This window comes from Paenibacillus sp. MABNR03 (genome assembly GCF_050455445.1).
In the GTDB taxonomy this organism is placed as follows: domain Bacteria; phylum Bacillota; class Bacilli; order Paenibacillales; family Paenibacillaceae; genus Paenibacillus; species Paenibacillus xylanilyticus.
Window position 1 is genome coordinate 1 of sequence record NZ_JBCIYR010000007.1, and the last position, 25920, is coordinate 25920.

The window sequence follows — 25920 nt, forward strand, 5'->3', positions numbered from 1 at the left end:
CGGGATGTAGCTCAGCTTGGTAGAGCACCTGGTTTGGGACCAGGGGGTCGCATGTTCAAATCGTGTCATCCCGATTTCTTTTTTATGCGGGTGTAGTTCAATGGTAGAACTTTAGCCTTCCAAGCTAATAGCGTGGGTTCGATTCCCATCACCCGCTTAATTGAGTTAAAGAACAGTCTCTACACAAGTAGAGACTGCTCTTTTTTGTTGAAGTCTATAGAAGAAATTATGTACTTAAAGAAGCCAGGACCTTCCACTATTGATAATGGGTCCTGGCTTCTTTATGATCTGTGGACTGCCTTGGTAAGCGTGCTGTTATGGCAGCTCTATAATCGCCATGAAGGCTTCCTAAACGGAATTAGTTCGTTTAGGTCCATCTTGCTTCGAATTAACGCTCGTGACGGTCAGAAACCTTTTTACGCATACCTGCTAATCCAAGAAGCCCAAGCAAACCAATCCAGCCCCAATCCATGTCATTGTCGCGGTCAGTTGCAGCATTAGCCCGGACATTGTTAGTACGGTAATCACCATTAGTGTAATTGGTGTTATTCATTTGTGTTCCTTGGTTCTGATCCATACCGTTTGTTGCCTGACCATGAGCAGCTGCCGGGCCAGCTAATGCTGCCACCAGAAGCGTAGATGCGATAAGTGTAGAAACACTCTTCTTCATTAAGTGTCGCCTCCTTTTTGTTTGAACTAAAGCTTAATCTGCCATGCTTTAAATCAAATTATGTAGTGAATTTCACGTTAAAATATCCCTTTGGAGAATGTACGCTCTAATCAAGAAAATTGTAGAGCTTATATACTTATGGAAAGTCGCGCAAAGATGTTTGAATAAGCTGAATTTAAAGAAATACTGACTCAAAAGCTAAGTTCAGACAGTGCATTTATGCACCAATAACTTAAAAAGTAAAAACTACATTAGACTGCTAGCTTAATCACCTAAGGGGCAGCTTAAAAGAGAATGAGGAAATTACGGAATATTTTTACTAATAGCTTCTTGAGTCTAATCGATCATATACGTGTATTAACTGGAGAATGATATTTTTTAAAATTGACTCTTTAATTTATTACATCACTGTGGTAAAGTATACAAAAGCTTGCTTTGCCGGTCATGTTTTTGTTTGCATATAACGTGTTTAAACAATGGAAATGATACATGGGTTTTTCTGTAACAAGGTTATACTCAACGTCACTGTATATTTATGAATAAAAACGAATATGTATTAAATGTTTTATTTATATATAGCATGTGAAAAAGGTATCATGCGACAAGCTTTTGCCCATTAATTGAAGCAAATCGAGAAAATGAATAATAAAGCGGGTTTTTATGCGGGAAATCGGGGATAATCCCCTTTTTTACTAATAGAAAAATAAAGATTTTCGTACCATTTTATTGTATGATGTTATGAAGGTGTCAAATTTACGTGTACGAATGTGAACGATCAGATGGGAGGATAAGCATGACTGAAACTATGGTAACCGCCAGCAAAAGCCAATCCAACAACCTGCTTCGGCGAGACGTGCGGTTCCTGGGCAATATACTCGGAGAGGTTCTTGTTCATCAAGGTGGCACAGAGCTTCTCGATATCGTTGAGAAAATTCGGGAAACGAGCAAATCGTTACGTGCAGAATTTTTGCCTGAACTGTATACAGAGTTCAAAACGATGATCCAGGAATTAGATTCTGAAAATCGTCACCAGGTCATTCGAGCTTTTGCGATCTATTTTCAATTAGTTAATATTGCTGAACAAAACCATCGGATCCGGCGTAAACGGGATTATGAACGCTCTGCAGGGGATTCAGTACAGCCAGGTTCGATTGAGAAGGCCGTACAGGACCTGAAGGACCGCGGACTGTCTCATACCGAGGTAGAGCAGATTCTGGACGAATTGTCGCTGGAACTGGTCATGACAGCTCACCCAACCGAGGCCATGCGCCGGGTTATCCTGGACATCCACAAACGGATATCCGAAGATGTCATGCTGCTTGATAATCCTACGCTGACGTTGCGTGAACGTGAACAATTGCGGGAGAAGCTGCTGAACGAAGTGATTACACTCTGGCAGACAGATGAACTTCGCGACCGTAAACCGACTGTACTTGATGAAGTACGGAACGGTATGTATTACTTTCATGAAACGTTGTTCCATGTACTTCCGGATGTATATCAGGAGCTTGAACGCTGCCTGAATAAATTTTATCCTGACCACGACTGGCATGTGCCGACGTATTTGCGCTTCGGTTCCTGGATCGGTGGAGACCGGGACGGAAATCCTTCGGTAACTTCAGATGTAACGTGGCGGACCCTGTTGATGCAGCGCAAGCTCGCTTTGCGTGAATATCAGCGGATTATGATTGAGTTGATGGAACATCTAAGCTTCAGTACCAACATCATCCGTGTGTCGGATGAACTGGCTCAGTCGATTGAGCAGGACCGCAGTTGCGTCACGTTGAAGAAAGTGGATATCTGGCGCAACGAGAAGGAACCTTACCGCATTAAACTGGCTTACATGATTGCCAAAATGAATAATGTACTTGATGAAAATAAAGCCGGGCAGCCGGACCGTTATGACAGCGCTCAGGGCCTGATTGATGATCTGATGATTATTGACCGCAGCCTGCGTCATCATTTTGCAGACTATGTAGCGGATACGACCGTTCGCAAGATGATCCGCCAAGTGGAGCTTTTTGGATTCCATACAGCTGCGCTGGATGTACGTCAGCACAGTCAGGAACATGAGAATGCAATGTCCGAAATTTTGGCCAAAATGAATGTAGTTGAAGATTACGCTCGTCTGACGGAGGACGGCAAAATTGATTTGCTGGCTCGTTTGCTAGAAGATCCGCGTCCACTCACATCTCCGTATCATCAGTACAGTGAGGGAACCAAAGAATGTCTTGATGTATTCCGTACGATCAAGCGTGCACAGAGCGAGTTTGGTACTGGGTGCATTACAAGTTACCTGATCAGTATGACGCAGGGAGCAAGTGATCTGCTGGAAGTCATGGTATTCGCCAAGGAAGTGGGATTGTTCCGTAAGGGACAGGGTGGAGAGATTATTTCGACCCTTCAGGCTGTGCCGCTGTTCGAAACCATTGATGACCTTCATGCTGCCTCTGAAATTATGCAAAAACTCTTCAATCTCCCGGTATATCGCGCAAGCGTTGCTTCCCGGAACGAACTGCATGAAATTATGCTAGGTTACTCGGACAGCAACAAGGATGGCGGAGTGGTTACGGCCAACTGGGAGCTTCGGGTAGCGATGAATGCCATTACGGCTGTTGGTAACAAGCATGGCGTAAAACTGAAGTTTTTCCATGGACGTGGAGGTGCACTGGGACGTGGAGGAATGCCGCTTAACCGCAGTATTCTTGCACAACCGCCGCATACGATTGGTGGAGGAATCAAGATTACGGAGCAAGGTGAAGTCATCTCATCCCGTTATTCCTTGCAAGGTATTGCATATCGCAGTCTGGAGCAGGCGACATCGGCATTGATCACAGCTGCCCTAAATGGCATGGAGCCGCAAGAGTCGGTATCCGAGCAGCATTGGGACAGCATCATCAAGGATATTTCCGAAGTATCTCTCACGAAGTATCAGGACTTGATTTTCCGTGATCCGGATTTCTTCAACTTCTTCAAGGAATCAACTCCGCTGCCGGAGGTTGGTGAACTCAACATCGGTTCACGTCCATCCAAACGGAAAAACAGCGACAAATTTGAAGACTTGAGAGCAATCCCATGGGTATTTGCTTGGACTCAAAGCCGGTATCTGCTCCCTGCATGGTATGCAGCAGGAACAGGATTGCAAAGCTACTATCAGAATAAAGAGGAGAATTTGGCTGTCCTCAAGGACATGTATGCCAACTTCCCATTCTTCCGTACACTCATTGATACGGTGCAGATGGCTGTTGCCAAGGCCGATCTTGTGATTGCCAAAGAATATTCCGCGATGGCCTCCAACAAGGAAGCACGTGATCGTATCTATGGTCAGATTGAGTCGGAATTCAAGCTGACGAAAGAATTGATTTTGAAAATCACCGGAGAAGCAGAGATTCTGGATGATGTACCGGTAATTCAGGAATCGATTCGTTTGCGTAATCCTTACGTCGATCCATTGTCTTACATGCAAGTACAGCTGTTGAGCGAGCTGAGAGACATGCGTGAACGCGGAGAAGATGATACCGAGCTGCTTCGTGAAGTGCTGCTCACCATTAACGGTATCGCCGCAGGACTTCGGAATACAGGCTGATACACTAGCCAATGTATAATTAATGAAATGAATGTTTAAATGGATTAATAGTAAAATGCACCATTCTCTCCTCAGCCCTGAGTGGGAGATGAAACGGGACTCCGGTAGGAGTTCCCGTTTTTACTGTTTTTGGCGGATATTTTCGGGCACAGTCTTGATTTTTGACCAAAGTTGATTTACGATTTGATTGGTGAATTACAAGTGTGGACGGGTATCAGAAGGCGGAAGACCCATCAGCATGTCTGGGGGAATAAAGGTGGACAATTTGGAGAACAGGCTGGTTAAGCTGGTGCTTAAGGGTGATCAGCGAGCCTTTGCAGAAATCGTTGAGTTATACAAAGACAAGCTATTTCATTTGGCATATCGGATGCTGAACAATCGTCATGAAGCGGAGGACGTTGTACAGGAGACGTTTTTGCGTGTGTTTCGTAATATGGAGAAATATGATCCGAACCAGAAGTTTTCAACCTGGATATACCGGATTGCAACCAACTTGTGTATCGACCGTTTACGGAGGAAGAAACCATCCTATTCTTTGGATGCGGAACTGAACGATCAGGAAGGATCAGACGGTTACGCCATGCTTCCGAGCGATGATCGTACACCAGAGAGCGAAGCGCTTTTGTCAGAAACCCAGACTCTCATTCGTGAGGCTATTGACAGTCTGCCGGCCAAGTATAAGTCCGTGATGATTTTGAGATATTTACAGGACTTGTCGCTGCAGGAAATTAGTGATGTCACAGGTATGCCCGTAACAACGATTAAAACACGTGTGCATCGTGGCCGTGACTTTTTGCGTAAAAAACTGGAATATAAGCTGTAAATCATTAAAGTGTATTTTTAGGCGAAATTATTTGAAACATATCCGAAACGGATGCGTATGTAATGTATGCAAGTCTTATGCGTGGTATTTGATGATGCATGGACTAAGTGATCTAAGAAAGGATTGGCTCTCATATGGATTGCAACTCGGCCGTCTCTTTAATGCATGAATGTTTGGATGAGTCGTTGTCCCCGGCCCAGAAGGTAGAACTGAAAAGTCACCTTGTTACCTGTCCGGAGTGTCGCATGCGCTTTAAAGAGTTGGAACAGACGGAAATGCTGCTCTTTGCCATGAAACATTATTCACCGTCTGCCTCGGATGAGCTGACCAATCGAATTATGAATGCTCTGCCCCAGCCCAAGAGACAACAGGTATGGCTCAAATGGGTCAAAGGACATCCCGCGCTGACGGCGGCAGCCTTCTTTTTGGTCGTGATGCTCTTTAGCGCTTGGAACTTCTGGGATCAGAATAACGAAATGGTCGTTAAGGGTAACAATCTGGACCAGATCGTCATTGAAGGAAACACGGTTATTGTTCCTCAAGGCAAGTCAATTGCGGGCGATCTTACGATAGAGAATGGTACCGCCCAGGTATATGGTGATGTAGATGGCAATCTGACGGTGATCGACGGACAACTGTATCAAGCTTCGACGGCGCATATTTCCGGTCAGGTAAAAAGCATTGATCAGGCGCTGGACTGGTTCTGGTACAAAATAACCAATATGGTAAATGAAGTGGCATACCGCTAGCACAGGGTAAGTTCTTCAAGTGGTATATACCAAGCAGGGTACCTCCAGATTGCATGGGGTACTCTTTTTTATATGTGAACATTGTAATTTATGGAAATTGTGTTGTTTCTGCGCAGTTTGTGACTCCCGTAACTTGCAACCTGAACGTTATCGTTATAACCTAGATACTAAAGAGAACATACTACTACATATAGATAAGCATTTTGCATCAATCCAAAGAGCGTCTTTCCGTCAGCAAGATATAGATCGAAATAGTTCTATTCGTCTAAATCTTGTACCCGGGAGCGACCCAAACCGAATTATGCAAAAGCTAAGACAAAGGATTATTTAAAATCCTAATGGGTTAATATGAGATCAGGGTTTACTCATCAATGGGGATAGCGGGGGCTGGCTTATGAACTATTTTGCTGACTTAACGTGGAAAGAGTCCATTAAGGACGTTATCGATATATTGATTGTTACCTATATTATGTACAAACTGATTTTGCTTGTACGGGGTACACGTGCTGTTCAGCTGCTTAAGGGCATTCTGTTCCTAGTGGTGATCTGGGCGCTAAGCACGTGGCTAAACCTGTATACGCTAAAATGGCTGATGAACCAAATGTTTACGTTTGGTGTCGTTGCCGTCTTTATTATATTCCAACCGGAACTGCGCCGCGGTCTGGAGCAACTGGGACGTGGTAAGCTGTTCGGACGCTCCACGGCAGCCAGTGATGAAGAATTAACGGTGTTAATTGGTGAGATCATTAAGTCTGTGAACTATTTGTCGCGTCGTAAAATTGGGGCACTCGTTGTATTTGAACGTGAAACAGGTTTGAACGATTACACGGAATCCGGGATTCAGATGCAATCCCTGGTTAGCTCGGAACTGATGATCAATATCTTTATTCCGAATACACCGCTCCATGATGGGGCCGTCATTATACAGGGCAAACAGATTTCTGCGGCAGCCTGTTATTTGCCATTATCCGAGAATCCTTTTATCAGCAAGGAATTGGGAACGCGGCACCGTGCCGCTATCGGTATTACGGAGGTTGCAGATGCGATCTGTCTGGTTGTCTCGGAGGAGACCGGACAAGTATCGCTGGCGATGAATGGACAGGTGGTTCGTGACATTAATGAAGAATCACTGATTGCCAAGCTTTATGAAGAGCTGCGTCCAACATCCAATTTGAACAAAAAGAATGGCTGGACTACCTTCTGGAAACGGAAGGGGGGAACGAAATAATGGATAAATGGTTCAACAATAACAATTTTGCCAAGATCCTTGCTCTAGCAGTCAGCCTGCTGCTTTGGTTCATGATCCATCTGGATGAAGTGCCTACAACTCCAACGATCGCAACCGGAACGACCAACAAGGTGGTAGAGCGTACTGTTCCTGTTCAGCCTTATGGGCTTGACAGCAATTCCTATGTGCTGACTTCTCTAAGTACGGATGAGGTCCGTCTGGAAATTAAAGGGCAGCGGTCCATGTTAACTTCAATTTTTACAAATGATGATTATAAGGTACTCGTTGACCTGAGTCAGGTCAAAGATGGCTCCAATACGCTGCCGCTTGTTCCCGATCTACCTTCTGGGGTCGAAGTGGTTAGTATGGAACCTTCCATGGTTACAGTGAACGTGGAAAAATTGGGCACCAAATCCTTCAATGTGAATATTGTACCCGAAGGAGAGCCATCTGCTGGATACAGCCTTGGGACGCCTGTCGTTGAGCCAACAGGTCCAGTTAAGGTTACTCTGCCTGAAGGACAGTTGGACGCTGTAGCGAAGGTTCAGGGCAGTGTGAGCGTGAAGGATGCGAAGGATGATGTAACTCAGAAAAGGGTAAAACTTCAGGCATATGATGCAGAAGGCAAAGTGCTTGAGAATGCAGTCATTACGCCACAAACCGTTGAAGTCCGTTTTCCGGTTAATCAGCCCTATAAATCTGTACCCTTAAGAATCAAATATTCAGGACAGCTGCCGGAGGGATTGGTACTGTCCAGTGTGGAACCAAGCGTGAAAGAAGTCTCGGTTTACGGTACAGAAGAGGCAATTGGGGGTATACAGGCCTACGACCAAGTAACCCTGGATCTCACACAATTTGAACAGGCTGGTACATCCACAGTTAACGTGGACTTGACGCCGCCTCCGGGTTTTGAGAAAATCGAGCCTAGTTCGATTCAGCTCAAGGTCACTGTGTCACCTTACGATGAGACAGAGGAGACCACGAAAGTCTTTCCCAATGTTCCCATAACGCTTACGGGTGTGGGAGATAGTTTGGATGCTGCACTTGTCACGCCGAAAAGCGGTGGTATAAACCTTACACTGAAGGGTTCTCCAAGTATGCTTGAAGGGCTGAGTAGCGAGGATATCAAGCTGACCGCAGATCTTCAAGGCCTAGCCGTCGGGACGCATGATGTAGAGTTGGATGCTGAATTGCCCCGGTTTGCTGAGCTGGATGGCACCTCTAACAATCTGAGCGCCACAGTTAAAATTAGCGAGAAGGCTGAGGATACGACGGTTCCTCCTAGCGAAGAGCCTGAGAATGAAGGCAACGCTGGACCAGAGCCGTCACCTGTAGAAGTGGAGAACGGGGAAACCGATCCTGCGCCTGATGATGGGGAAACGACAGAATCGAATACGGAAAGTCAGGAGCAGCAAACCCAGCAAGGTAATGCAACAAAAGGGAACTCGAGTAATAACAGCGGTAGCAGCGGCGGCACTAATGGCTCGAATCCGTGATGATTCAGATCTGAAATTAAAAAAATAAAATATTTGATGCTCTTATATGATGCGAATAAAAGGAGTTAGATCATGGGGAAATATTTTGGTACAGACGGTGTAAGAGGTGTTGCCAATAAAGAGTTAACGGCGGAGCTGGCTTACAGCATCGGACGATGTGGCGGTTATGTGCTTGCTGGTGGCGTGGAAAGACCCAAAGTGGTTATCGGCATGGATACCCGAATCTCGGGACTGATGCTGGAATCAGCGCTGGTAGCGGGTTTATTGTCCATCGGTGCCGATGTAATTCGTCTGGGCGTCGTGTCCACTCCGGGAGTGGCTTATATTACACGTTTGCTTAAGGCTGATGCGGGGGTCATGATCTCAGCTTCTCACAACCCGGTTGAAGATAACGGAATCAAGTTCTTTGGCGGGGACGGTTTCAAATTGTCTGATGAGACAGAAAACCGTATTGAAGAGCTGATGGATGCCGAAACGGACCAGCTGCCGCGCCCTGTTGGTGGCGGGTTGGGAACCGTAACTGTGGATGAAGAATCCCGGTACAGCTATCTCGACTACCTGAAAACAACGGTAGCAGAATCGTTCTCAGGACTTAAAATTGTATTGGACTGTGCAAACGGAGCAGCTTATGAGCTGGCACCTAAATTGTTTACTGAGCTTGGGGCGGAAGTCATTGCAATTGGTGCTGAGCCTAACGGCCTGAATATCAACGAGCAATGCGGTTCCACTCATCCGGAGCATCTGAAACAAGAGGTTCTTAAACATAAAGCGGATCTGGGTCTTGCTTTTGACGGAGATGCAGATCGCCTGATTGCCATTGATGAGACTGGTGCAGAGGTCGATGGTGACTTCATTCTTTGCATCTGTGGAGATGCGATGAACCGTGCCGGCAAGCTGAAAGACAGTACGGTGGTATCGACCGTAATGAGTAATATTGGATTCTACAAAGCAACGGAAAAGCTTGCGCTGAAAACAGCAAAAACGGCTGTAGGCGACCGCTATGTGATGGAAGAGATGCGTCGCGGAGGGTACAACCTTGGCGGAGAGCAATCCGGTCATGTTATTTTCTTAGACTACAATACGACGGGGGACGGCATGCTGACAGCCATTCAACTCGTGGATACCCTGAAGGCATCGGGTAAGAAGCTGAGTGATCTAAAATCACTCATGACTCAATACCCACAAGTGCTGGTCAACGTACGTGTTGAAGACAAGAGCAAATATGAAGGTAATGCTGCAATTGAGCAGGCCATTACTGCAGTAGAACAACAGCTTGGTGATAATGGACGTGTACTCGTTCGTGCGTCTGGTACAGAATCTCTAATCCGTGTTATGGCGGAAGGACCAGATAAAGGTGAACTTGAGCAGTTTGTATCCCAAATCGCTGATGTCGTGCAAAAAGAACTGGTTTAAGACCTGAGATATACATTTTGTGTACACATTCCCACTGGGGATATGCTGCCATAGAATGTTATAATAAAGGGTATATGCCGTATCAAAGGAATCAGGATTCCCGCGTCCCGATTGGTAAGACCATAGGTCTGGTTGTCCGGTCGGGATTGTGGGTATATATGCTGAAATGGTCACAGGTACTTTGCTCCATTGCAAAATGAACCTGACCTGCATATAATGAGTGGAGTCGTCATTCAGACACAGAAAGTGAGGATAGTAAGGTACTAGTTACACAAGCGCCAGAGCTTGAAGTTGCGCGGGAAGGATTCTGCAAGGTAGGATCTTGGAGTTCAAGATTCGCTAATCAGAATCGACGGCAATCAAGCTGACGAGGTGGAGGTGTTCGGATTGTTCGGCGGGGACCTCCCGGTGATGCACCAGAGCCGTAAACCGGATTTTGCGGAAAATGGATGGGTGACTGTCCACACAACGCGCCGGTAGGTGCAAGAGTTAATTAAAATTCAAATGAATGTGCGCGAAGAGCGTAATTGGTGCGCGGACGGGAAAATGATGTACATTCATGATTGCATTCATAACATCTTATGATGACTAAAGGGCGGCAAGAGGCCGGTCGGATCATTGATAATTGAATAGGTAACAGGTATTCATGATACGTTTAGGCAATCATTCATTTTTTCGATATGCCGCGACTGCCGGTTTCTCTTCGTGACACAGTATTCATATACAAACGGAGGAACTAAACTATGTGCGGTATTGTTGGATATATTGGTAATAAGAACACTCAATCGGTATTGATCGAAGGATTGAAAAAGCTCGAGTATCGTGGTTATGACTCTGCAGGTATTGCCGTATTTACACCAGAAGGTCTGCAAATTACGAAAGCTCTGGGCCGCCTTGCGAACCTTGAAGCTAAGCTGGATGGTGCGCCACTGGTAGGTAATGCCGGAATTGGTCACACACGTTGGGCGACACATGGTAAACCTTCGGATGAAAACTCCCATCCACATACAGATGAGAGCCAAAAGTTCTCTGTTGTTCACAACGGCATTATCGAGAACTATCTGGAGCTGAAGGATGAACTGATCGCTCAAGGGCACACGTTTACTTCCGAGACAGATACTGAAGTCATCTCTCACCTGATTGCACGTGAATACGACGGAGATATCGTTAAAGCTGTGCAAAAAGTAATCACGCTTATGCGTGGTGCATTCGCTCTGGGAGTACTGACAGAGTATGAGCCGGAGAAACTCGTAGCTGTGCGTCAAGCGAGCCCACTGATTATCGGTATTGGTGAAGGCGAGAACTTTATTGGTTCCGATATCCCGGCGATTCTGGAACATACACGTAATGTGTACATTCTGAATGACGGTGAAATGGCTGTTTTGACACATGATGCTGTCGAATTGATGACGATTGAAGGCAATTTTATTTCTCGGGAAATGATTCATGTCGATTGGGATGCTGTAACCGCAGAAAAAGGCGGATTCGAGCACTTCATGTTGAAAGAAATTCATGAGCAACCAAAAGCATATCGTGATACAATGCTGGGTCGCATCGATAATGAAGGTAAAAAAGTTCAACTTCCTGAGTTGAAAATGACGGAAGAACAAATTAAAAATATTCGTAACGTTCAAATCATTGCATGTGGTACGGCGTACCATGCAGGTCTGGTTGGACGTACAGTAATTGAGCAATTGGTACGTATTCCGGTTGAAACGGATGTGGCTTCCGAGTACCGCTATCGCTCCCCAATCGTGGGTAAAGATACACTTGTTATCGTTGTGAGCCAATCCGGTGAAACTGCGGATACCCTTGCTGCACTGCGCGAGGCACAATCCAATGGTGCACATGTACTGGCAATCACCAACGTTGTGGGCAGCTCCATTGCACGTGATGCAGACGATGTGATTGCAACACTGGCAGGACCGGAAATTGCGGTAGCTTCCACGAAAGCATACACTTCGCAATTGATCGCATTCAATCTGCTTGGTCTGTATCTTGCACAAGTGCGCGGTACACAATCTGCAGAAGAGATTGCACACACACTGGCAGCAATGCAAGCATTGCCTGAGCAAGTGGAATCCATGCTGGAGCAAGCTGATGCAATTAAGGGATATGCAGAGCAAATCTCCAAACATCAACATCTCTTCTTTATCGGGCGTGGACTGGACTATGCGGTAGCTCAAGAGGGATCGTTGAAACTGAAAGAGATCTCTTATATCCACTCTGAAGCATATGCTGCAGGTGAGTTGAAACACGGTACACTCGCATTGATCGAAGACGGTATTCCTGTTATTGCCCTGGCAACACAGGAGAATGTACTTGAGAAAACGGTAAGCAACATCAAGGAAGTAAAAGCACGTGGCGCGGATGTACTGGCCATTACGTACGAAGAGCACGTAGCAAGCCTGTTGAAATCCGTAGACCAAGCGTTTGCGATTCCTAAGACGCTGCCACTCTTGAGCCCGGCTCTGTCTGTGGTTGCACTGCAATTGCTTGCTTACTACGCTTCCTTGGCACTGGGTCACGATGTGGATAAACCACGTAACCTGGCGAAAAGCGTAACAGTTGAGTAATTAGTTAGTTAGCACTCAACCACCCAACTGTGTTCGAATAATAAAGTAGTAAGATTAATAAAGCCTTTTAACTAAAAAAGATGATATGACTTAGTCATATCATCTTTTTTAGTTGTATACTGAACGTAAGGTTTTTGATTATTGAATTGATAGTAAATCGTACAGTCTCAAATTAGAATGAATATACTTATTTCAAAATGAAAGAGGTTAAAAATGATGGGGACTAGTGCAGATGTGTTAATCGTTATCGATTTACAAAATGGTGTATGTTTCAGTGGAGAGCATTTATTTGACTTGGATAATTTACTCAGTAGAGTAAATAGCAGAATTACTTTATATAGAGAATTACATAGACCAATCATTTTTGTTCAACACTGTGATGAAGAATTAGTACCTGAAGAAGAACCATGGGCTATTCATGCGGATCTGGATGTTCAAGAGCAGGATTTTTTTGTGAGGAAAGTACATGCGAATTCGTTTTACAAAACAAACTTAAAAAATCTTTTAGACCAATTCGCTGTACATCGTATTGAGTTTTGCGGTGCCCAAACAGAATACTGTATGGATGCTACAATTAAATTTGCTCATGGATTGGGATACGAGAGCGTTATGGTACCGAAAGCAACCTCTACGTTGAATAATTCATTTATGTCTGCTGAAGAGACGATAGATTTTTATGAAAATATATGGAACCATAGATTTTTAAAATGGATAGAAGATGAATCCTGGTAAGAACAATTATTTAAAATCGATAATTAGAATTCTCTACCAGGCTAACATTAAACGTCTTCATCCTTTTATTCAATAACATCTAAATAATGTAGTTCAGGGTCCTGAGGACAAAATATTGTCATTAGGACCCTTTTTGTTATGAAAAAATGACGAGTCAAGAAATTATAAGTATTTCATCCATACTGATGTCATTCTTGAGAATAGCTGTGGATTATACCCAAGTCGCGATCGTTTCAACCGGAAGGCGATAGGAAGGATAGCCTTCTTTGGCTGCTTTGCCTATGGAGATTAACATCACGGGTTGGAACCGTTCTTTGTCCAAGCCGAAGACTTCGGCGATCTGGTCCTTATCATAACCGGCCATTGGATTGGTATCATACCCGTGGGCACGGGCAACGAGCATTAGCTGCATGGCAATGAGGCTTGAGTCGATGAGATTCATATCACGCAGATCAGATGGGCTCATGCTCGCATAATAGGGTTTCGCCTGCTGCATCTGCATTTCCTTGATGTCTTGTGGCATATATCCAAGTTCCACTGATTTGCTGAAAATCTCGTCCATATATTCAATGTTGTTAGCATCATAAAATACGGCAATAACAGCTGAAGAGGTAAGGGCCTGCGTTTGATTAAAAGAGGCCAGTGGTGCAAGCTTCTCTTTACCTTCAGTACTATCGATGATAAGGAAACGCCATGGTTGCATGTTGATGGCAGAAGGAGCCCTGGAGGCTTTCGCCAATATTTCAGTCATTTCCTCGCGGCTGATTTTCACTTCGGGGTCATAGACTTTCACGGAATGACGCTCCAAGACGATTGTATCAAAATCATTTGTTTTATTAAATTGGCCAGTAATTGTATTCATGTAGATATCTCCCCTCAAATTATATTTGTGAGTTGATTAAAGCTTCAATCCGTCTCACTATGAGGAGTGTAAACTATGAAGTATACTTTATAGCAAGAGAAAGAATCGGGGGTGATCCATATGAAAATTAGTGAAGTAGCCAAAATAGCAGAACTTCCGATATCAACTATTCGATATTATGAAAGTATAGGAATTATCACGGATGAGTATGTGCTAAGAGACCAGAACAACTATCGGAAATATGCACCAGATATTATTCAATATCTGGAAGTGGTCAAACAATGCTTGGCTGTTGGTTTTACGATTCAAGATTTACAATCCATGATCTCAAAAAACGGATTCTCCAAAATGGAACAAACCTCCATTATCCAAGAGAAAATATCAGAAATTGAAGAGGCTCAAAAGAAATTGGAAATGTCCAAACAAAATCTGTATAACATTCTTGAATCGGATATTACGTGTGAGGATGGGTTTGGAAAGTATTAAATCACGTGAATTAAATATGATTCAGCAAATCCAGATAATACTGTCTTAGTGCGTCCTTCAGACGGGCTGGCTTCACAATCTGAATTGATTTGCCATAGCCCGCAAGATATCGAACGATAAAATCAAGCTCATGGGGCTCATACGAACCAACAAGATACGTCTGTTCTTTACTCTCTTCGAGCTTCATCGATGGAAAGTGTTCCTGTTGAAAAAGCTCCATCCCCACTTCATCAATCTGACATTGAAATGGAATGGCATGCCTGGATGGCTCCCAGAGGGAGTGGGTATCCTGTAGGTTGAGTTCCTTGATATGGGCTAAGGGTTCAATGTCCGTCACTTCTGGCGATATAATTCGATCACATCGGAAAACGCGGTATGCATCTTTGCTCAGATCATAAGCCTGGCAATACCAGTAGCCTTTCATGGCATATAGGGCAATCGGTTGGATGGTGCGAACACGGGGTGTGGATATGCTTGAACGTGAACTTTTATCCTTTTCAGTGGTACGGCCATTCTGATATTCAATCTGTATCACTACATTCTGGACTGCAGCCATCAATAGAAACTCCAGGTTTTTACTATCCTTAATTTGTTCGGTATGTTTGAACGACACCCGGTGCTTTATGTTTTCAATAGCCTGCCTTTGTTTGTCGGATAACGCGCTCATAAATTTCTCGTGAATCGTACGGAACGTAGCCTGAAAGGGCAAGCTGGAGAAGCTGCGGAGGGCCTGCATGGCAAAATAAAGGGCATGCAGCTCGCCCGTGTTAAACGAGATGGGAGGCAGCTGCATGTGCTGAAGCAGACGATAACCGCCATACCGACCATACTCCACATAGATGGGGGCACCAAGCTCTTCCAATGAGGCGATATCTCTTAGCGCGGTTCGCTTGGAGATCTGAAACTCCTGCATTAAATCTTGCAGAGTAAATTGCTGTTTTTGATTGATAAAGCGCAGCATCTGGTTCATGCGTTCTGATTTTTTCATTATGGAAGCCTCTCAATGGTGCCATGGATTGGCACCTTTCATGGTTATAGTGATAAGTGTAAACCAATCGAACCAAGGAGGCAAACCAATGAATTTTGAAGTAATTCCATTTTTGTCGATGAACGGGGACGCGGCAGCTGCCATTGCATTCTATGAGGAATATCTGGGTGCCAAGGTACTCTTCAAGAAAAATTATAAAGAGATGAAGGAAATGAATCCGGGTTTCGAATACCCTGCGGGCCAAGAAGAATATATTACGCATTCAGTATTGGAAATTGGGGTCAACAAAATCATGATTGCCGAGGATGCAATGGACACGGAGAGACCGTGGCAGCTCGGAAACAGTACGTCTCTATGTATTCAATCCAAAGATAAAAGTACAATAGATCAACTATATGCTTCACTTGTGCAGCATGAGGGTGTGAAGGTGCTTGTGCCTTACGAACAAAATGAATTTAGCCCGGGCTACGGCATTGTACGGGATCCGTTCGGGATTGCGATTCAACTCTGTGTGACCGTACATGATTTCTAAAAAAAACATAAGGGATGAGCTCCACTCACTCGGTATGTAGATGTATGTAGACCATAATTAAAATGCAACAAAAAGAAGAGACATTGTTCCCAATGTGCTCTTCTTTTTTTGGGTTTCTTTATTAGTGTCGTTCTATTAAGAACATTCAAGCAATCTGAAGATCACTTAGTCGAATCGGATACCGAAGTGTACCACTCATTTATTTGCTAAGCGTCGCCGATTGAGCTTCATCATGTTTTTCACTGAAAATTAAAGCCAGTGCAGCCAACATCAGTACGAGGGATACAGCCCGCTGCCAGGAGAATTCGATGAACTCACCACCGAAAAGGCCTGTTGCGTCGATAATAAAACCGGCAACAATCTGACCTACAATCGCGGTGAGGTTGGCGGGAGTCACACCCAGTTTATTTACGGCCAAGGTGGACAGGAACAGATATCCGAAGCCCATGAAAACCGCAGAGAGCTGCAATTTTGGTGCATGAAGCAAGTCGAGCAGATGCCCACTGCCAAAAAAGTTGATCAGTACCGCCAGAATTAGTGTGCCTGACGCAAATGTGAAAAAAACCGTCTCCAGCAAGCCGATATTCCGGCTAATGGTACCATTAATGGAGGACTGTGCACTAAGCACAGCTCCACCAATCAAAGTGACGACAACAATCAATAAACCTATGCCCATCGTAATCCTCCTCTAGAATAAAGTAAGAGCCAGCGCGCCCAGCATCAGTACCAAGGCGGCGATTCGTTTGCTTCCTACCGGTTTGCGGCTGCTGCCCAGCCATCCGTAGTGATCGATCAGAATACTGGTCACCATCTGCCCGACGACAATGGCAATCATGGAGATGCCTACACCCACAATGGGAACACCAATAACCAATGTAAGCAGGTAGGTAACTCCGAGCAAACCACCAAGCAGGTTCCACTTCGGAAATTTGGTGATGGCAGAGAGGTTTCCTTTTCCAAAGAAAATTAACAGAATCAGTGAAATAATCGCACCCATGAAGAAATTATAAAAATCAGCTTCCAGCGTGCCGACTTGTTCTCCAAGCTTGCCGTACAGTGCACCTTCAAAGCTTAGAAGAGCTCCTGTTGCAATGGCGATCATATAAAAAATCAGCTTTTTCAATCGATCCTCGACTCCTTGAAATGTGATGGATTTACAGGTGCATGACTCATCATAAAAAATTGGGGAGGGGAAGACAATGAAAGATCTTGCTTTGTTTTTCTGAAAAATTATAGATCTTGCTGTGGCAAAAGGGGTATATTAGTACAGCTAGAGGAGAATCATGCACGGATGAAGGGAAGATACAAGAATGAGTAAGACAAGAAAAGAAACATCCTCCCGATTGCTGTATATAGGCAAAGTGAACGGCAATCCGAATTGGAATTTTCCAAGTCACATGCATGAGGATATCAGTGAAATGGTGTATGTGTCTGATGGAGAAGGCATTATTAAAATTAATGAACATCCCTATACGGTCAAAAAAGGCGATCTCTTAGTCTACAATCAAGGTGTCATTCATGAACAATGTACCTCTCCCGTCTGTCCACTCAGTCTTTATTATTGTGGAATAGCCAATATCTATTCGGATGGAACGCATACCAAACATTTAATTCCCGAAAATGCATCTCCGTATATCCAAACCAAAGCGTATGCTGGCAGAATCGGTGAGCTGTTCGAGTTCATTTATGAGGAATCCTCCAATCAAAAGACGGGTTACGAGAAGATCTGTGAGGGGTTACTTGATGTACTGCTTGTCTTAGTTCAGCGGTTGGTTCAACCCAATGCCTCAAAAAAACAAGATTCGGATCATCTTGCCGTACGGATCAAGGAGTATCTGGATGAGAACTACCTTCAACACCTGAAGCTCCAGGATATTGCTGCACACTTTCACATGAACCCATACTACTTATCTCATGTGTTCAAACATAAGTACGATGATTCCCCGATCCGTTATATTGTCTATAGAAGAATGGGGGAAGCGAAGCGGCTGCTGAGCACAACGGACATGAAGGTGAGTGAGATTGCACATGTTCTGGGCTATCAGAACGCGAATTATTTCACCAATCTTTTCACCAACACGATGGGCGAATCACCTACTCAATATAAGAAAAATGAACGTGCAGAACGTGTGGATCTTCAGAAAACCTGAGCCTGGCCATGTCCCTTTGATGGTTGATAACACGGTCTGCTTAATTAATGCACATAGGTTATGTATAATTAGAGAAGGGCCTAACGTCAGAGGCAAGCCCTGAGTAGAGAGGGGGCAGAGGACTGGATTGCGAAAACAAGGGGTTATCGGTAAAGAGAGCAGACTTCGACTGCTGGAGGCTGCCGCAGAGGAATTCGCGCTAAATGGATTTTATCAGACGAAAATAAGTTCCATCGTTGCCCGTGCGGGGGTGACACAGCCTGCATTCTATCTGTATTTTGAGAGCAAAGAGGCTGCTTTTGCAGAGCTGGTCGATGGTTTTCGGACTGGATTAAGTCAGGTGGTTCGTAATAGTCATATCCAGCCAGGAAAGAACAGGGATGATCTCAAGGAAGCTGTTGTGGAATCATTGGGACAGATCTACCGGTATCTTGGAGAAAATCCGGCGCTGACCCGAATAGGACTGTACCAGTCCGCGGAGTCTGTGAGAATCAAGGCCGAGATTGCCGGACTGATGGAACAGAATCTGATTGCAGAACAACAAGCCGGATATTATCGGCATGATCTCGACACGGTCTTCTTCGCTGAATGTCTGCTGGCCATTGTGGAGCGGTTAACACTGATTAAGCTGTTGCCTGGAAATGAGACGCCATCACAGCTGGCCCGGATCACGCAAGATCTCTTTTTCTACGGTATATTGGATACGCAGCATCGGGATTAATATTTTATGCAAGCAGCGAGATATCGTTACCCAATGACGTTGATCGGTCGTATTTTACGTTACGTTATATCATTGGTAGAAAAAGAGCCAGACTCCGTATTATCGAAGTCTGGCTCTTTTAGAGCTTCCTTTAGATCGCACTCGCAGCATAAAAGCCAGAGCGAATGGCAGTACCTACTTTGCCAATGTTAACGCAATCTCCTATAAGGCTTGTTTTGGATTCAAACTTGGCCCGGATCAGTTCGGCTATCGTTGTATTTTTCTTCATCCCGAACGCATTAATAATGGTCTCAGCCTCAATGAATACCTTGGTACCATCGCCCTTCTCTGCATATAAGCCATTTGCTTCAAAGGAAAGAACCTTGTGACCCCCGAGTATCGTAACCCCGTAGCTATCCAGCATGGGCATCAGAGCTGCACGGTTAATGTACATCACGTCCTGTCCCGCTTCCGGACGCATCTCCACGATGGTGACTTTTTTGCCTTCCATGGCCAGCTCAAGCCCCAGATCACAACCTGTTAAGCCGCCGCCTGTAATGACGATCTGTTCGCCGCGAACAAGCTCCTTCTGCAAATGAGCCTCAATGGCCCCAACGACGTTATCATTATCAATTCCTGGGATAGGCGGGATGAGAGGGACTGCCCCTGCCCCAATGAAAATATGATCTGCCGCCTGGAGTGCCGGATCATCCGGTGTGATCTCATGATTGAGCTGTACTTGCACATGAAGCTGCTGTAACTGCCGTTCATACCAGCCAATCAAGGCACGCAGCTGGCCTTTGAATTCCGGCGTAGCCGCACTGGTCACCTGTCCGCCAATTGCTGCCTCTTTTTCATACAGAGTAACGCTATGCCCTTTGAGTGCGGCAACACGAGCTGCTTCCAGTCCGGATGGACCCCCACCTACAACAACGATGTTCTTGGGTGTCTCTGCCGGCTCGATGGTGAAGCGTTTCTCGTTCGCAGCCTGAATGTTGACCGCACAGCTGATCTTGGTATTGCGTTCAATAATGCGACCGATGCATTCCTCGTTACACCGGATACATGGACGAATATCCTCCCGCATATCATCGCGCAGCTTGTTCGGAAGCTCGGCATCGGCAATGAGCGCACGACCAAACATGACAAAGTCGGCATCTCCGGATTCAATTAACCGGACTGCACTCTCCGGAGTATGACTGCCCGAGTTCAGGATCGGAATGTTGACCACTTGTCGTGCAGGTCCACACATGTAATCCATACAGGCATCACCCAGATAGGCTGGCGGGAAAATATAATCGATTCTCTCGTAGGAGCCTGCATCGATATCAATGGCGTCCACACCAGCCCGTTCAAGAATCTGAAGCATCTCCAGACTGTCTTCAACAGTACGACCGCCTTCGAAGCGATGATCCAGTGCGATTCGGAACAGAATAGGCATATTGGGACCTACTGCCTTGCGAATCGCCTGTACAATCTCAACGGCGAACCGCCGCTTCTCGGTACTGCCTCCGTACTCATCCTCACGTTTGTTCCAGATCGGGGACATGAACTGGTCAATCAGATAACCGGCATGGGCGTGAATCTCGATCCCATCGAAGCCCGCCCGTTTCAATCTGGATGCCGAATCGGCAAATTGATCCATGATCGTCTGAATTTCCTCCACTGTGAGAGGATGGCATAAAACCTCCGGATTGTAGATGGCAGGGATGGCTGAGGCTGATACCGGAGGCTTGCCCGAACGGTCTGGCAGCGCATTACGTCCGGTGCCGCAGCTTAACTGAGCGATGATTCGGGTGCCATAGCGCTGCACCGTATCTACCAGGTCCGTGAGCATTGGAACGACATAATCCTTTTCGACGATGCCTTCCAGTACGCCTTGAGCCAAATCTTCTGTCAGAAATTGTGCACCTAGAATGATCATGCCTGTACCCCCTTTGGCACGTTCTTCATAGTAATCAATCTCTTCAAGGGAGATCCGGCCGTCGGGGCCGGCAGAGTTTGTACCCATGGGGGACATGACAATTCGATTCTTCACTTCCATGTTTCCGATGTGGAATGGGGTAAACAGCTTCGTATAAGGATGACTCATGTTTGTGTACCTCCTGTTGTTTGGGTTCATTCATGTACTTCATCGATAAATAGGAATGTTCATCATTTTAGGCTCATGTTACTCGCGAGTAATATAAGTGATAAAATCATCGTAATCGTTCCGGTTCAGAATAAAAGTGAAAAAGATCGGCGATGAACTTATTAATCCTGTGATGGTAGCTGAATTAAGTAGATGGTATTAGCGGCGGAGGATCTTACAATACACGGAGGACTTACATTTTGAAACATAAAAAAGGACCTGCAGGACACTTCCTGCAGGCCCAATTCATTTAATCGTATCATGCAATTGACTACACTTCCTGTAAGCTGGCGGCCTCGAGCTTGGCAAGACGTTTCATCACTTTTTTCAGCATCACCGAAGCTTTCACGCGGAGAGGAAGATCGGGGGAGATTTCAATATTGTAGCTTCCGGCAAGGATTAGCTCTTTGAGTTCGGCAACCGATGCACACGGGCGATCCAGAACATTGAAGACACTGCCGTATTGCAGACATTGGTGTGTGTCGCTTCCAGCTGTTACGGGTTTGCCAAGAGACTGGGCGAACGATTCAACCTGAGTTCGGCAGGTCTGGATGCCGGATTTGTACATATCCTTGGCGTTCAAGTCGAAAGCATCCAAACGTGCAAGCAGATCGCGGTCCAGCTCATACAGGGGAGTGGATTCCCTGAAGGGGTGTGCACCAATTTTGAGCAGGGGCCAGGCTTCTGCCAGATCAAGCAGCTCGGCAAAGGGGATGAAGGACCCCTTGGATGTATAATTTTCCAGGCGGGCACGAACGGCGAGGATATGTTCTTTTTGACCCATCAGCAAAATATGTCCTGTCTCCTGAATATCCACTTCCATCCCGGAAAAAATGCGCAGTCCGTCCGCATCATAATATTCCCCGTTGTAAGGGTAGAGGCGATCCAGTGTTTCATAGACATCGTAGAAGTGCCGAGTATTGAAATGTTCGGTAAGCGCGAGGGCGTCCAGTCCGCTGGCTTTGGCCTCGGTGACCATTTCGGTGAAGTAATCGACGGAGAAATCAGAGTTTTTGGATAATTTGCCGTGGGTATGAAGATCAATACGCATATGAGACACTCCTTTTATTCCATGAATGGTTAAGTATATGAATTACAAAATTTCATAATGTCCGCCCAGCCAGAACAGCAGAGCCGCATAGATGGCTGACCCGGCAAGAAAACCGATGTCACGCGAAGTGATCTTCAGATGGGCCAGCTTCAGCCGTTTGGACTCAGGATGCTTCATCCCGTAAGAGAAACCACGGGTTTCCAGTGCTTCAACGGTGGTGCGGGAACGTTTGGCCGTAGCCAGCATTAACGGGAAGAAGGACACAACAAACAGTTTCATATAATAGACAACGAGCCGCCAGTAGAGCCAGCCAGGTCTGGAAGGAACCTGACCCCGCAGTCTGTAGGACAGCATAATGTTGCGGAATTCACCAAACAGCACAGGCAGAATGCGGTACGCATACGAAAGGCTGAATGAGAATGCCGCAGGCATTCCGAGTGCCAGTAATCCATCCCCAATCCGTTCCGGGTCCATGCCGGAAAAGACAGTGATGCTTGCCAGCGAGACGATCGACAGCTTCAGGGTCAGCAGCAGCAAGGGGAAGGCGGATTCCAGGTTGCCTCCGAAGAACAGCGAAATAATAAACATCCAGCCCACCTGACCGATCAGCCCCAGACATAGAATGATGATAATGAAGGGAGCAGCCCGGGACAAAATAGTCGTGGTGACCATGAGCAGAAACATGCCAAGCAGCACCGTACCGTTATGAATAAACCAGGGCACGATGGCAAAGAAGAGGTACCAGATCAGCATGACACGGGGGTCAATTCGTGACAGGCTCGCATGACCGCTGCCGTACACGGTATTCATCAGCTCCAGCTGAATGCGTTCAATCGATATTTTGTCAAACCAGTTGCGGACAAGCTGCATGAATGTCATCCTCCTTGGTAAACGAGAGACTCCGAAGGTTCTCAACAAAAATCTCGGGTGTTGGACATAGTGCAGACAGACCCAAGCGATGCGAAAGTTCCATCATCTGAGTTAGCGCAAGTCCGGAGCGACGCAGAAGCGGTTCATCGGCAAACACCTCGGCAGGTGATCCATCGGCTTCAACTCGTCCATTGTGAAGCACGATGACACGACTGGCCCATTGGGTAACCAGCTGCATATCATGGGTTGCAATCACGGTTGTTCGCACATGCTGATCCAGTTCATCCAATACTCCGATCAATTCTTCCCGGGTGGCCAGATCCAGATTGGCAGTAGGCTCATCGAGCAGCATAAGGGCAGGTTTCATGGCTGCACCGATCGCAAGAGTGACTCGCCGCTGTTGTCCACCGCTGAGGAGTCGGGCGTCCCGTTCCTGCAGCGGCGTAAGACGGAAACGATCCAGCACATGTGTGATTTGCTCATCCGCTCCCTGGATGCGGCGGGTTCTCAGGAAGTACGAAACTTCTTTGCGGACACTGTCTTCGATAAACATCTCGGCCGAATGCTGAAAAATATAGGCGACCCGGCCTGCCAGCTGTTCCAATGATGAACGATGCGTAACTTCTCCAAGCACGCTGACACTGCCTTCCTGAGGCAGACTGATGGCGGCCATGAGTCTGAGGAGTGAGGACTTGCCCGCTCCGTTGTTGCCGACCAGGGCGATTCGTTCTCCTTCATGGAGTGAAAAGTTAACCCCACGAATGACTTCATGCTCCTTTTTGCCAAGCCCCCTGTACCGCAGACGTGTATCCTTGAATTGAACAATCGGAAGAGAATTGGCATTCTCGTGTTCAGAACGTGACTGGACCATGTTCTCCGCGACTTTGGGTGGTCTACCCTGTACCAGTAGTGCTGATATCGCAGCAGGGTGTTGTTCCTTAAAATAAACGGCTGCTTCCTCCACCGTGGTGGGGAAGAGCTGACTATCCTCCAGAGGTTTGGAGGGGGATCTTGTGAATGATTGTGCAGCCTGAATGGCTGCACGGGTCACCTCAGGAGGCTGGATACCCATTCGCTCCAGATCTGCGATCCGATTCAACCCTTCTTGGACTGGCAGGTTCCACAGCACACTTCCTTTGTCCATCAGGACCACATTCGCACAGAAGTCGGCGATAAATTCGGTATGATGCTCGATGACAATAATGGTCTTGCCATGCTCTGCGTGCAAGCGAGACAGGCATTCATAGATCAGTCTGGCATGTTGTGGATCCAGTTGTGAGACAGGTTCGTCCACGATGAGAATATCCGGGTCCAGCGATAGTGCGCCAGCCAGCGCGAGCAGGTGCTTCTGGCCGCCGCTCAATTCCCAGATGTACCGATTATGGATGGAGTCCAGACCACACATCGCCAGCGCACGTTCACCCAGCTCCTTATAGTTGGCGAGCCCGTAATTCAGTGGGGCAAAGCATGCTTCATCCAGTACGGTTGGACGCACCAGCTGATTATCAAAATCCTGATAGACATAGCCGATTTTTCTGGATAAGTCTGCAACACTTTGTCCTGCCACTGGGACACCGAGCACATGGACTTCACCCGTGAAGTCTCCCGTGTAGAACTGAGGAATGAGGCCGTTGAACAATTTGCACATCGTTGACTTGCCGCATCCATTGCCTCCGATAATGGCTGTGAAGCTTCCACGGGCAAGCTCAAGTGATGCTCCGTTCAGAACAGGTTCTTCCGAACCCGGATAGGTAAAAGTAACGTTATGAATAGCAATAGCGGAATCCGATGAAGAAGCTGACTGAGAAGAATGTATATTAGGCATAAGGGCGGTTCTCCGTACCTGGTGCCGTTTTGTTTTTGCTCCGTTTGGCCCGCATGATCAACAGGGTGACTGCTGCAATCAATGCAGCGGCTCCGATACTGATCCAGATCGATGTGGAACCATATTGATCGGCATAATCCGTTTCCCATACCGCGAAGTTGATGTCCATCTCGGACAGGGATTCTGCGCCAAAGGCCAGTGCGAGCAGCAGCAGACCGATCAGAATCAGTTTCGGACGGAAAAAACCAGCCCCTTCATATTTCATGCCAGGATTACGAGGCTTTATGCCCAGCAGCGGTTCGATTTTGCCATAGAGAAGTGGAACGAGGTACAAGGTAGGCAGCAGAGCGAACAGGATACCCGAGAACAATACGTCATTCAGGAAACCAACCCCTTCGATCAGCACAACACTCTCGGCAAGCCCAGGAACGGCTTCGAGCTCTTCCACACCAATCCATACTTTTCCGATATCGACCAATGAACTTAGAAACTGATGGATGATAACCCCAGTCATGGCGGCCACGCCGACCTGTCTGCGATTGCGCGGATCACTGACCATGCGGCCTGCGACATACATGGCGAAGGAAAAGGTAATGAATTTCTCCAGTTCACCGAGCCCGCCGAATTGCCCCAGCATCAGCTCACCGAAAATCACTTCTCCAAGTGCGGCCCCAAGGGCAGCAATCATGGGATGGAACAAAATGCAGAGTGTCAGTGGAATAAAAGCAAAATATTCAACGGACAATTCAATCGGTCCAAGCTGAAGCTTGGGAATGAGCTCGGTGAACATGTTGGACAAGCCGTACAGTGACATGGAAAGCACAAACACCATCATTTTCTGTGAAGACGTCAGCGTATAACGCTCAGTCATCTTCTTCATCGATACATACCTCCCTGAATGTTGTTGAGCATAGCCACAGTCTAGGGGCAGAGTATTAACGCAAAGGGAGACATTTGTAAATCAGATGTAATATTTATTACAAAATAAAATTAAAATGAAAAATTTATTACATACATAAACCACTAGAGCCCGAGTCAGCTGTTATACTGAT

The 25920-nt window shown here is 46.2% G+C and carries 22 protein-coding genes and 2 tRNA genes; 14 read left to right on the forward strand and 10 right to left on the reverse strand.

Going from position 1 to position 25920, the window contains the following annotated elements:
- Positions 1-74, forward strand: a tRNA-Pro gene (locus AAIH57_RS25410).
- Positions 75-86: 12 nt separating this feature from the next.
- A tRNA-Gly gene (locus AAIH57_RS25415) sits at positions 87-157 on the forward strand.
- A gap of 231 nt (positions 158-388) precedes the next feature.
- Here AAIH57_RS25415 and AAIH57_RS25420 read toward each other — a convergent pair.
- Positions 389-670: a WGxxGxxG family protein gene (locus AAIH57_RS25420; RefSeq protein ID WP_175396610.1), complete on the reverse strand. Its 282-nt coding sequence runs from the start codon at positions 668-670 to the stop codon at positions 389-391.
- 793 nt (positions 671-1463) lie between these two features.
- Between AAIH57_RS25420 and ppc the strand changes: the two genes are divergently transcribed.
- The 8 genes from ppc to AAIH57_RS25460 all read left to right on the forward strand — a co-directional run bounded on the left by ppc (position 1464) and on the right by AAIH57_RS25460 (position 13273).
- A complete protein-coding gene (gene ppc / locus AAIH57_RS25425) occupies positions 1464-4256 on the forward strand; it encodes a phosphoenolpyruvate carboxylase (protein WP_430023496.1) in 2793 nt (930 codons plus the stop codon).
- A 256-nt stretch (positions 4257-4512) separates the two neighbouring features.
- The gene (gene sigW / locus AAIH57_RS25430; RefSeq protein WP_017692117.1) at positions 4513-5079 is read left to right on the forward strand and encodes an RNA polymerase sigma factor SigW; all 567 of its coding nucleotides are present in this window, start codon (positions 4513-4515) and stop codon (positions 5077-5079) included.
- Positions 5080-5213: 134 nt separating this feature from the next.
- Positions 5214-5828, forward strand: a complete 615-nt coding sequence (locus AAIH57_RS25435; protein ID WP_175396612.1) for a zf-HC2 domain-containing protein — start codon at positions 5214-5216, stop codon at positions 5826-5828.
- Positions 5829-6222: 394 nt separating this feature from the next.
- On the forward strand, positions 6223-7056 hold the full coding sequence (gene cdaA, locus AAIH57_RS25440; RefSeq protein ID WP_175396613.1) for a diadenylate cyclase CdaA: 834 nt from the start codon (positions 6223-6225) through the stop codon (positions 7054-7056).
- Positions 7056-8552 (forward strand): CdaR family protein, encoded by a 1497-nt coding sequence (locus AAIH57_RS25445; protein WP_430023497.1) that lies wholly within the window; start codon positions 7056-7058, stop codon positions 8550-8552. The genes cdaA and AAIH57_RS25445 overlap by 1 nt, the downstream gene beginning before the upstream one ends.
- A 72-nt stretch (positions 8553-8624) precedes the next feature.
- Positions 8625-9965 (forward strand): phosphoglucosamine mutase, encoded by a 1341-nt coding sequence (gene glmM / locus AAIH57_RS25450; protein ID WP_175396615.1) that lies wholly within the window; start codon positions 8625-8627, stop codon positions 9963-9965.
- A 743-nt stretch (positions 9966-10708) separates the two neighbouring features.
- Positions 10709-12541 (forward strand): glutamine--fructose-6-phosphate transaminase (isomerizing), encoded by a 1833-nt coding sequence (gene glmS, locus AAIH57_RS25455; protein ID WP_175396616.1) that lies wholly within the window; start codon positions 10709-10711, stop codon positions 12539-12541.
- Positions 12542-12757: 216 nt separating this feature from the next.
- Positions 12758-13273 carry a cysteine hydrolase family protein gene (locus AAIH57_RS25460; protein ID WP_430023567.1) on the forward strand — a complete coding sequence of 172 codons (516 nt, stop codon included), beginning with the start codon at positions 12758-12760 and terminating at the stop codon, positions 13271-13273.
- 211 nt (positions 13274-13484) lie between these two features.
- Here the strand turns inward: AAIH57_RS25460 and AAIH57_RS25465 are convergent, their stop codons facing one another.
- Entirely contained in the window at positions 13485-14135 is a 651-nt protein-coding gene (locus AAIH57_RS25465) for a nitroreductase family protein (protein WP_175395220.1), read from the reverse strand.
- A 120-nt stretch (positions 14136-14255) separates the two neighbouring features.
- Between AAIH57_RS25465 and AAIH57_RS25470 the strand changes: the two genes are divergently transcribed.
- Positions 14256-14621, forward strand: coding sequence for a MerR family transcriptional regulator (locus AAIH57_RS25470; protein WP_175395221.1), 366 nt, complete (start codon positions 14256-14258; stop codon positions 14619-14621).
- 10 nt (positions 14622-14631) lie between these two features.
- On the opposite strand, the gene AAIH57_RS25475 is transcribed toward AAIH57_RS25470, so the two are convergent.
- Positions 14632-15609 carry a helix-turn-helix transcriptional regulator gene (locus AAIH57_RS25475; RefSeq protein WP_430023498.1) on the reverse strand — a complete coding sequence of 326 codons (978 nt, stop codon included), beginning with the start codon at positions 15607-15609 and terminating at the stop codon, positions 14632-14634.
- 88 nt (positions 15610-15697) lie between these two features.
- Here AAIH57_RS25475 and AAIH57_RS25480 point away from each other — a divergent pair, with 88 nt between their 5' ends.
- Entirely contained in the window at positions 15698-16141 is a 444-nt protein-coding gene (locus tag AAIH57_RS25480; protein ID WP_175395223.1) for a VOC family protein, read from the forward strand.
- Between the two features lie 199 nt (positions 16142-16340).
- Here the strand turns inward: AAIH57_RS25480 and AAIH57_RS25485 are convergent, their stop codons facing one another.
- Both AAIH57_RS25485 and AAIH57_RS25490 read right to left on the reverse strand, forming a co-directional pair.
- Positions 16341-16817 (reverse strand): DMT family transporter, encoded by a 477-nt coding sequence (locus AAIH57_RS25485; protein WP_217506369.1) that lies wholly within the window; start codon positions 16815-16817, stop codon positions 16341-16343.
- Between the two features lie 12 nt (positions 16818-16829).
- The gene (locus tag AAIH57_RS25490; RefSeq protein ID WP_376768950.1) at positions 16830-17264 is read right to left on the reverse strand and encodes a DMT family transporter; all 435 of its coding nucleotides are present in this window, start codon (positions 17262-17264) and stop codon (positions 16830-16832) included.
- A gap of 187 nt (positions 17265-17451) precedes the next feature.
- Between AAIH57_RS25490 and AAIH57_RS25495 the strand changes: the two genes are divergently transcribed.
- Both AAIH57_RS25495 and AAIH57_RS25500 read left to right on the forward strand, forming a co-directional pair.
- Complete coding sequence (locus AAIH57_RS25495; RefSeq protein ID WP_430023499.1) at positions 17452-18291, forward strand: AraC family transcriptional regulator; 840 nt, start codon at positions 17452-17454, stop codon at positions 18289-18291.
- Positions 18292-18418: 127 nt separating this feature from the next.
- Positions 18419-19012 carry a TetR/AcrR family transcriptional regulator gene (locus AAIH57_RS25500; protein ID WP_175395225.1) on the forward strand — a complete coding sequence of 198 codons (594 nt, stop codon included), beginning with the start codon at positions 18419-18421 and terminating at the stop codon, positions 19010-19012.
- A gap of 130 nt (positions 19013-19142) precedes the next feature.
- Here the strand turns inward: AAIH57_RS25500 and AAIH57_RS25505 are convergent, their stop codons facing one another.
- The 5 genes from AAIH57_RS25505 to AAIH57_RS25525 all read right to left on the reverse strand — a co-directional run bounded on the left by AAIH57_RS25505 (position 19143) and on the right by AAIH57_RS25525 (position 25748).
- Entirely contained in the window at positions 19143-21083 is a 1941-nt protein-coding gene (locus tag AAIH57_RS25505; RefSeq protein WP_430023500.1) for an NAD(P)/FAD-dependent oxidoreductase, read from the reverse strand.
- Positions 21084-21393: 310 nt separating this feature from the next.
- Complete coding sequence (locus AAIH57_RS25510; RefSeq protein WP_430023501.1) at positions 21394-22173, reverse strand: PHP domain-containing protein; 780 nt, start codon at positions 22171-22173, stop codon at positions 21394-21396.
- 42 nt (positions 22174-22215) lie between these two features.
- Entirely contained in the window at positions 22216-23043 is an 828-nt protein-coding gene (locus AAIH57_RS25515; protein WP_430023502.1) for an energy-coupling factor transporter transmembrane component T family protein, read from the reverse strand.
- Positions 23018-24868: an ABC transporter ATP-binding protein gene (locus AAIH57_RS25520; protein ID WP_430023503.1), complete on the reverse strand. Its 1851-nt coding sequence runs from the start codon at positions 24866-24868 to the stop codon at positions 23018-23020. Before AAIH57_RS25520 ends, AAIH57_RS25515 begins: the two co-directional genes overlap by 26 nt.
- A complete protein-coding gene (locus tag AAIH57_RS25525) occupies positions 24861-25748 on the reverse strand; it encodes a cell division protein FtsQ (protein WP_430023504.1) in 888 nt (295 codons plus the stop codon). Before AAIH57_RS25525 ends, AAIH57_RS25520 begins: the two co-directional genes overlap by 8 nt.
- Positions 25749-25920 lie beyond the last annotated feature (172 nt).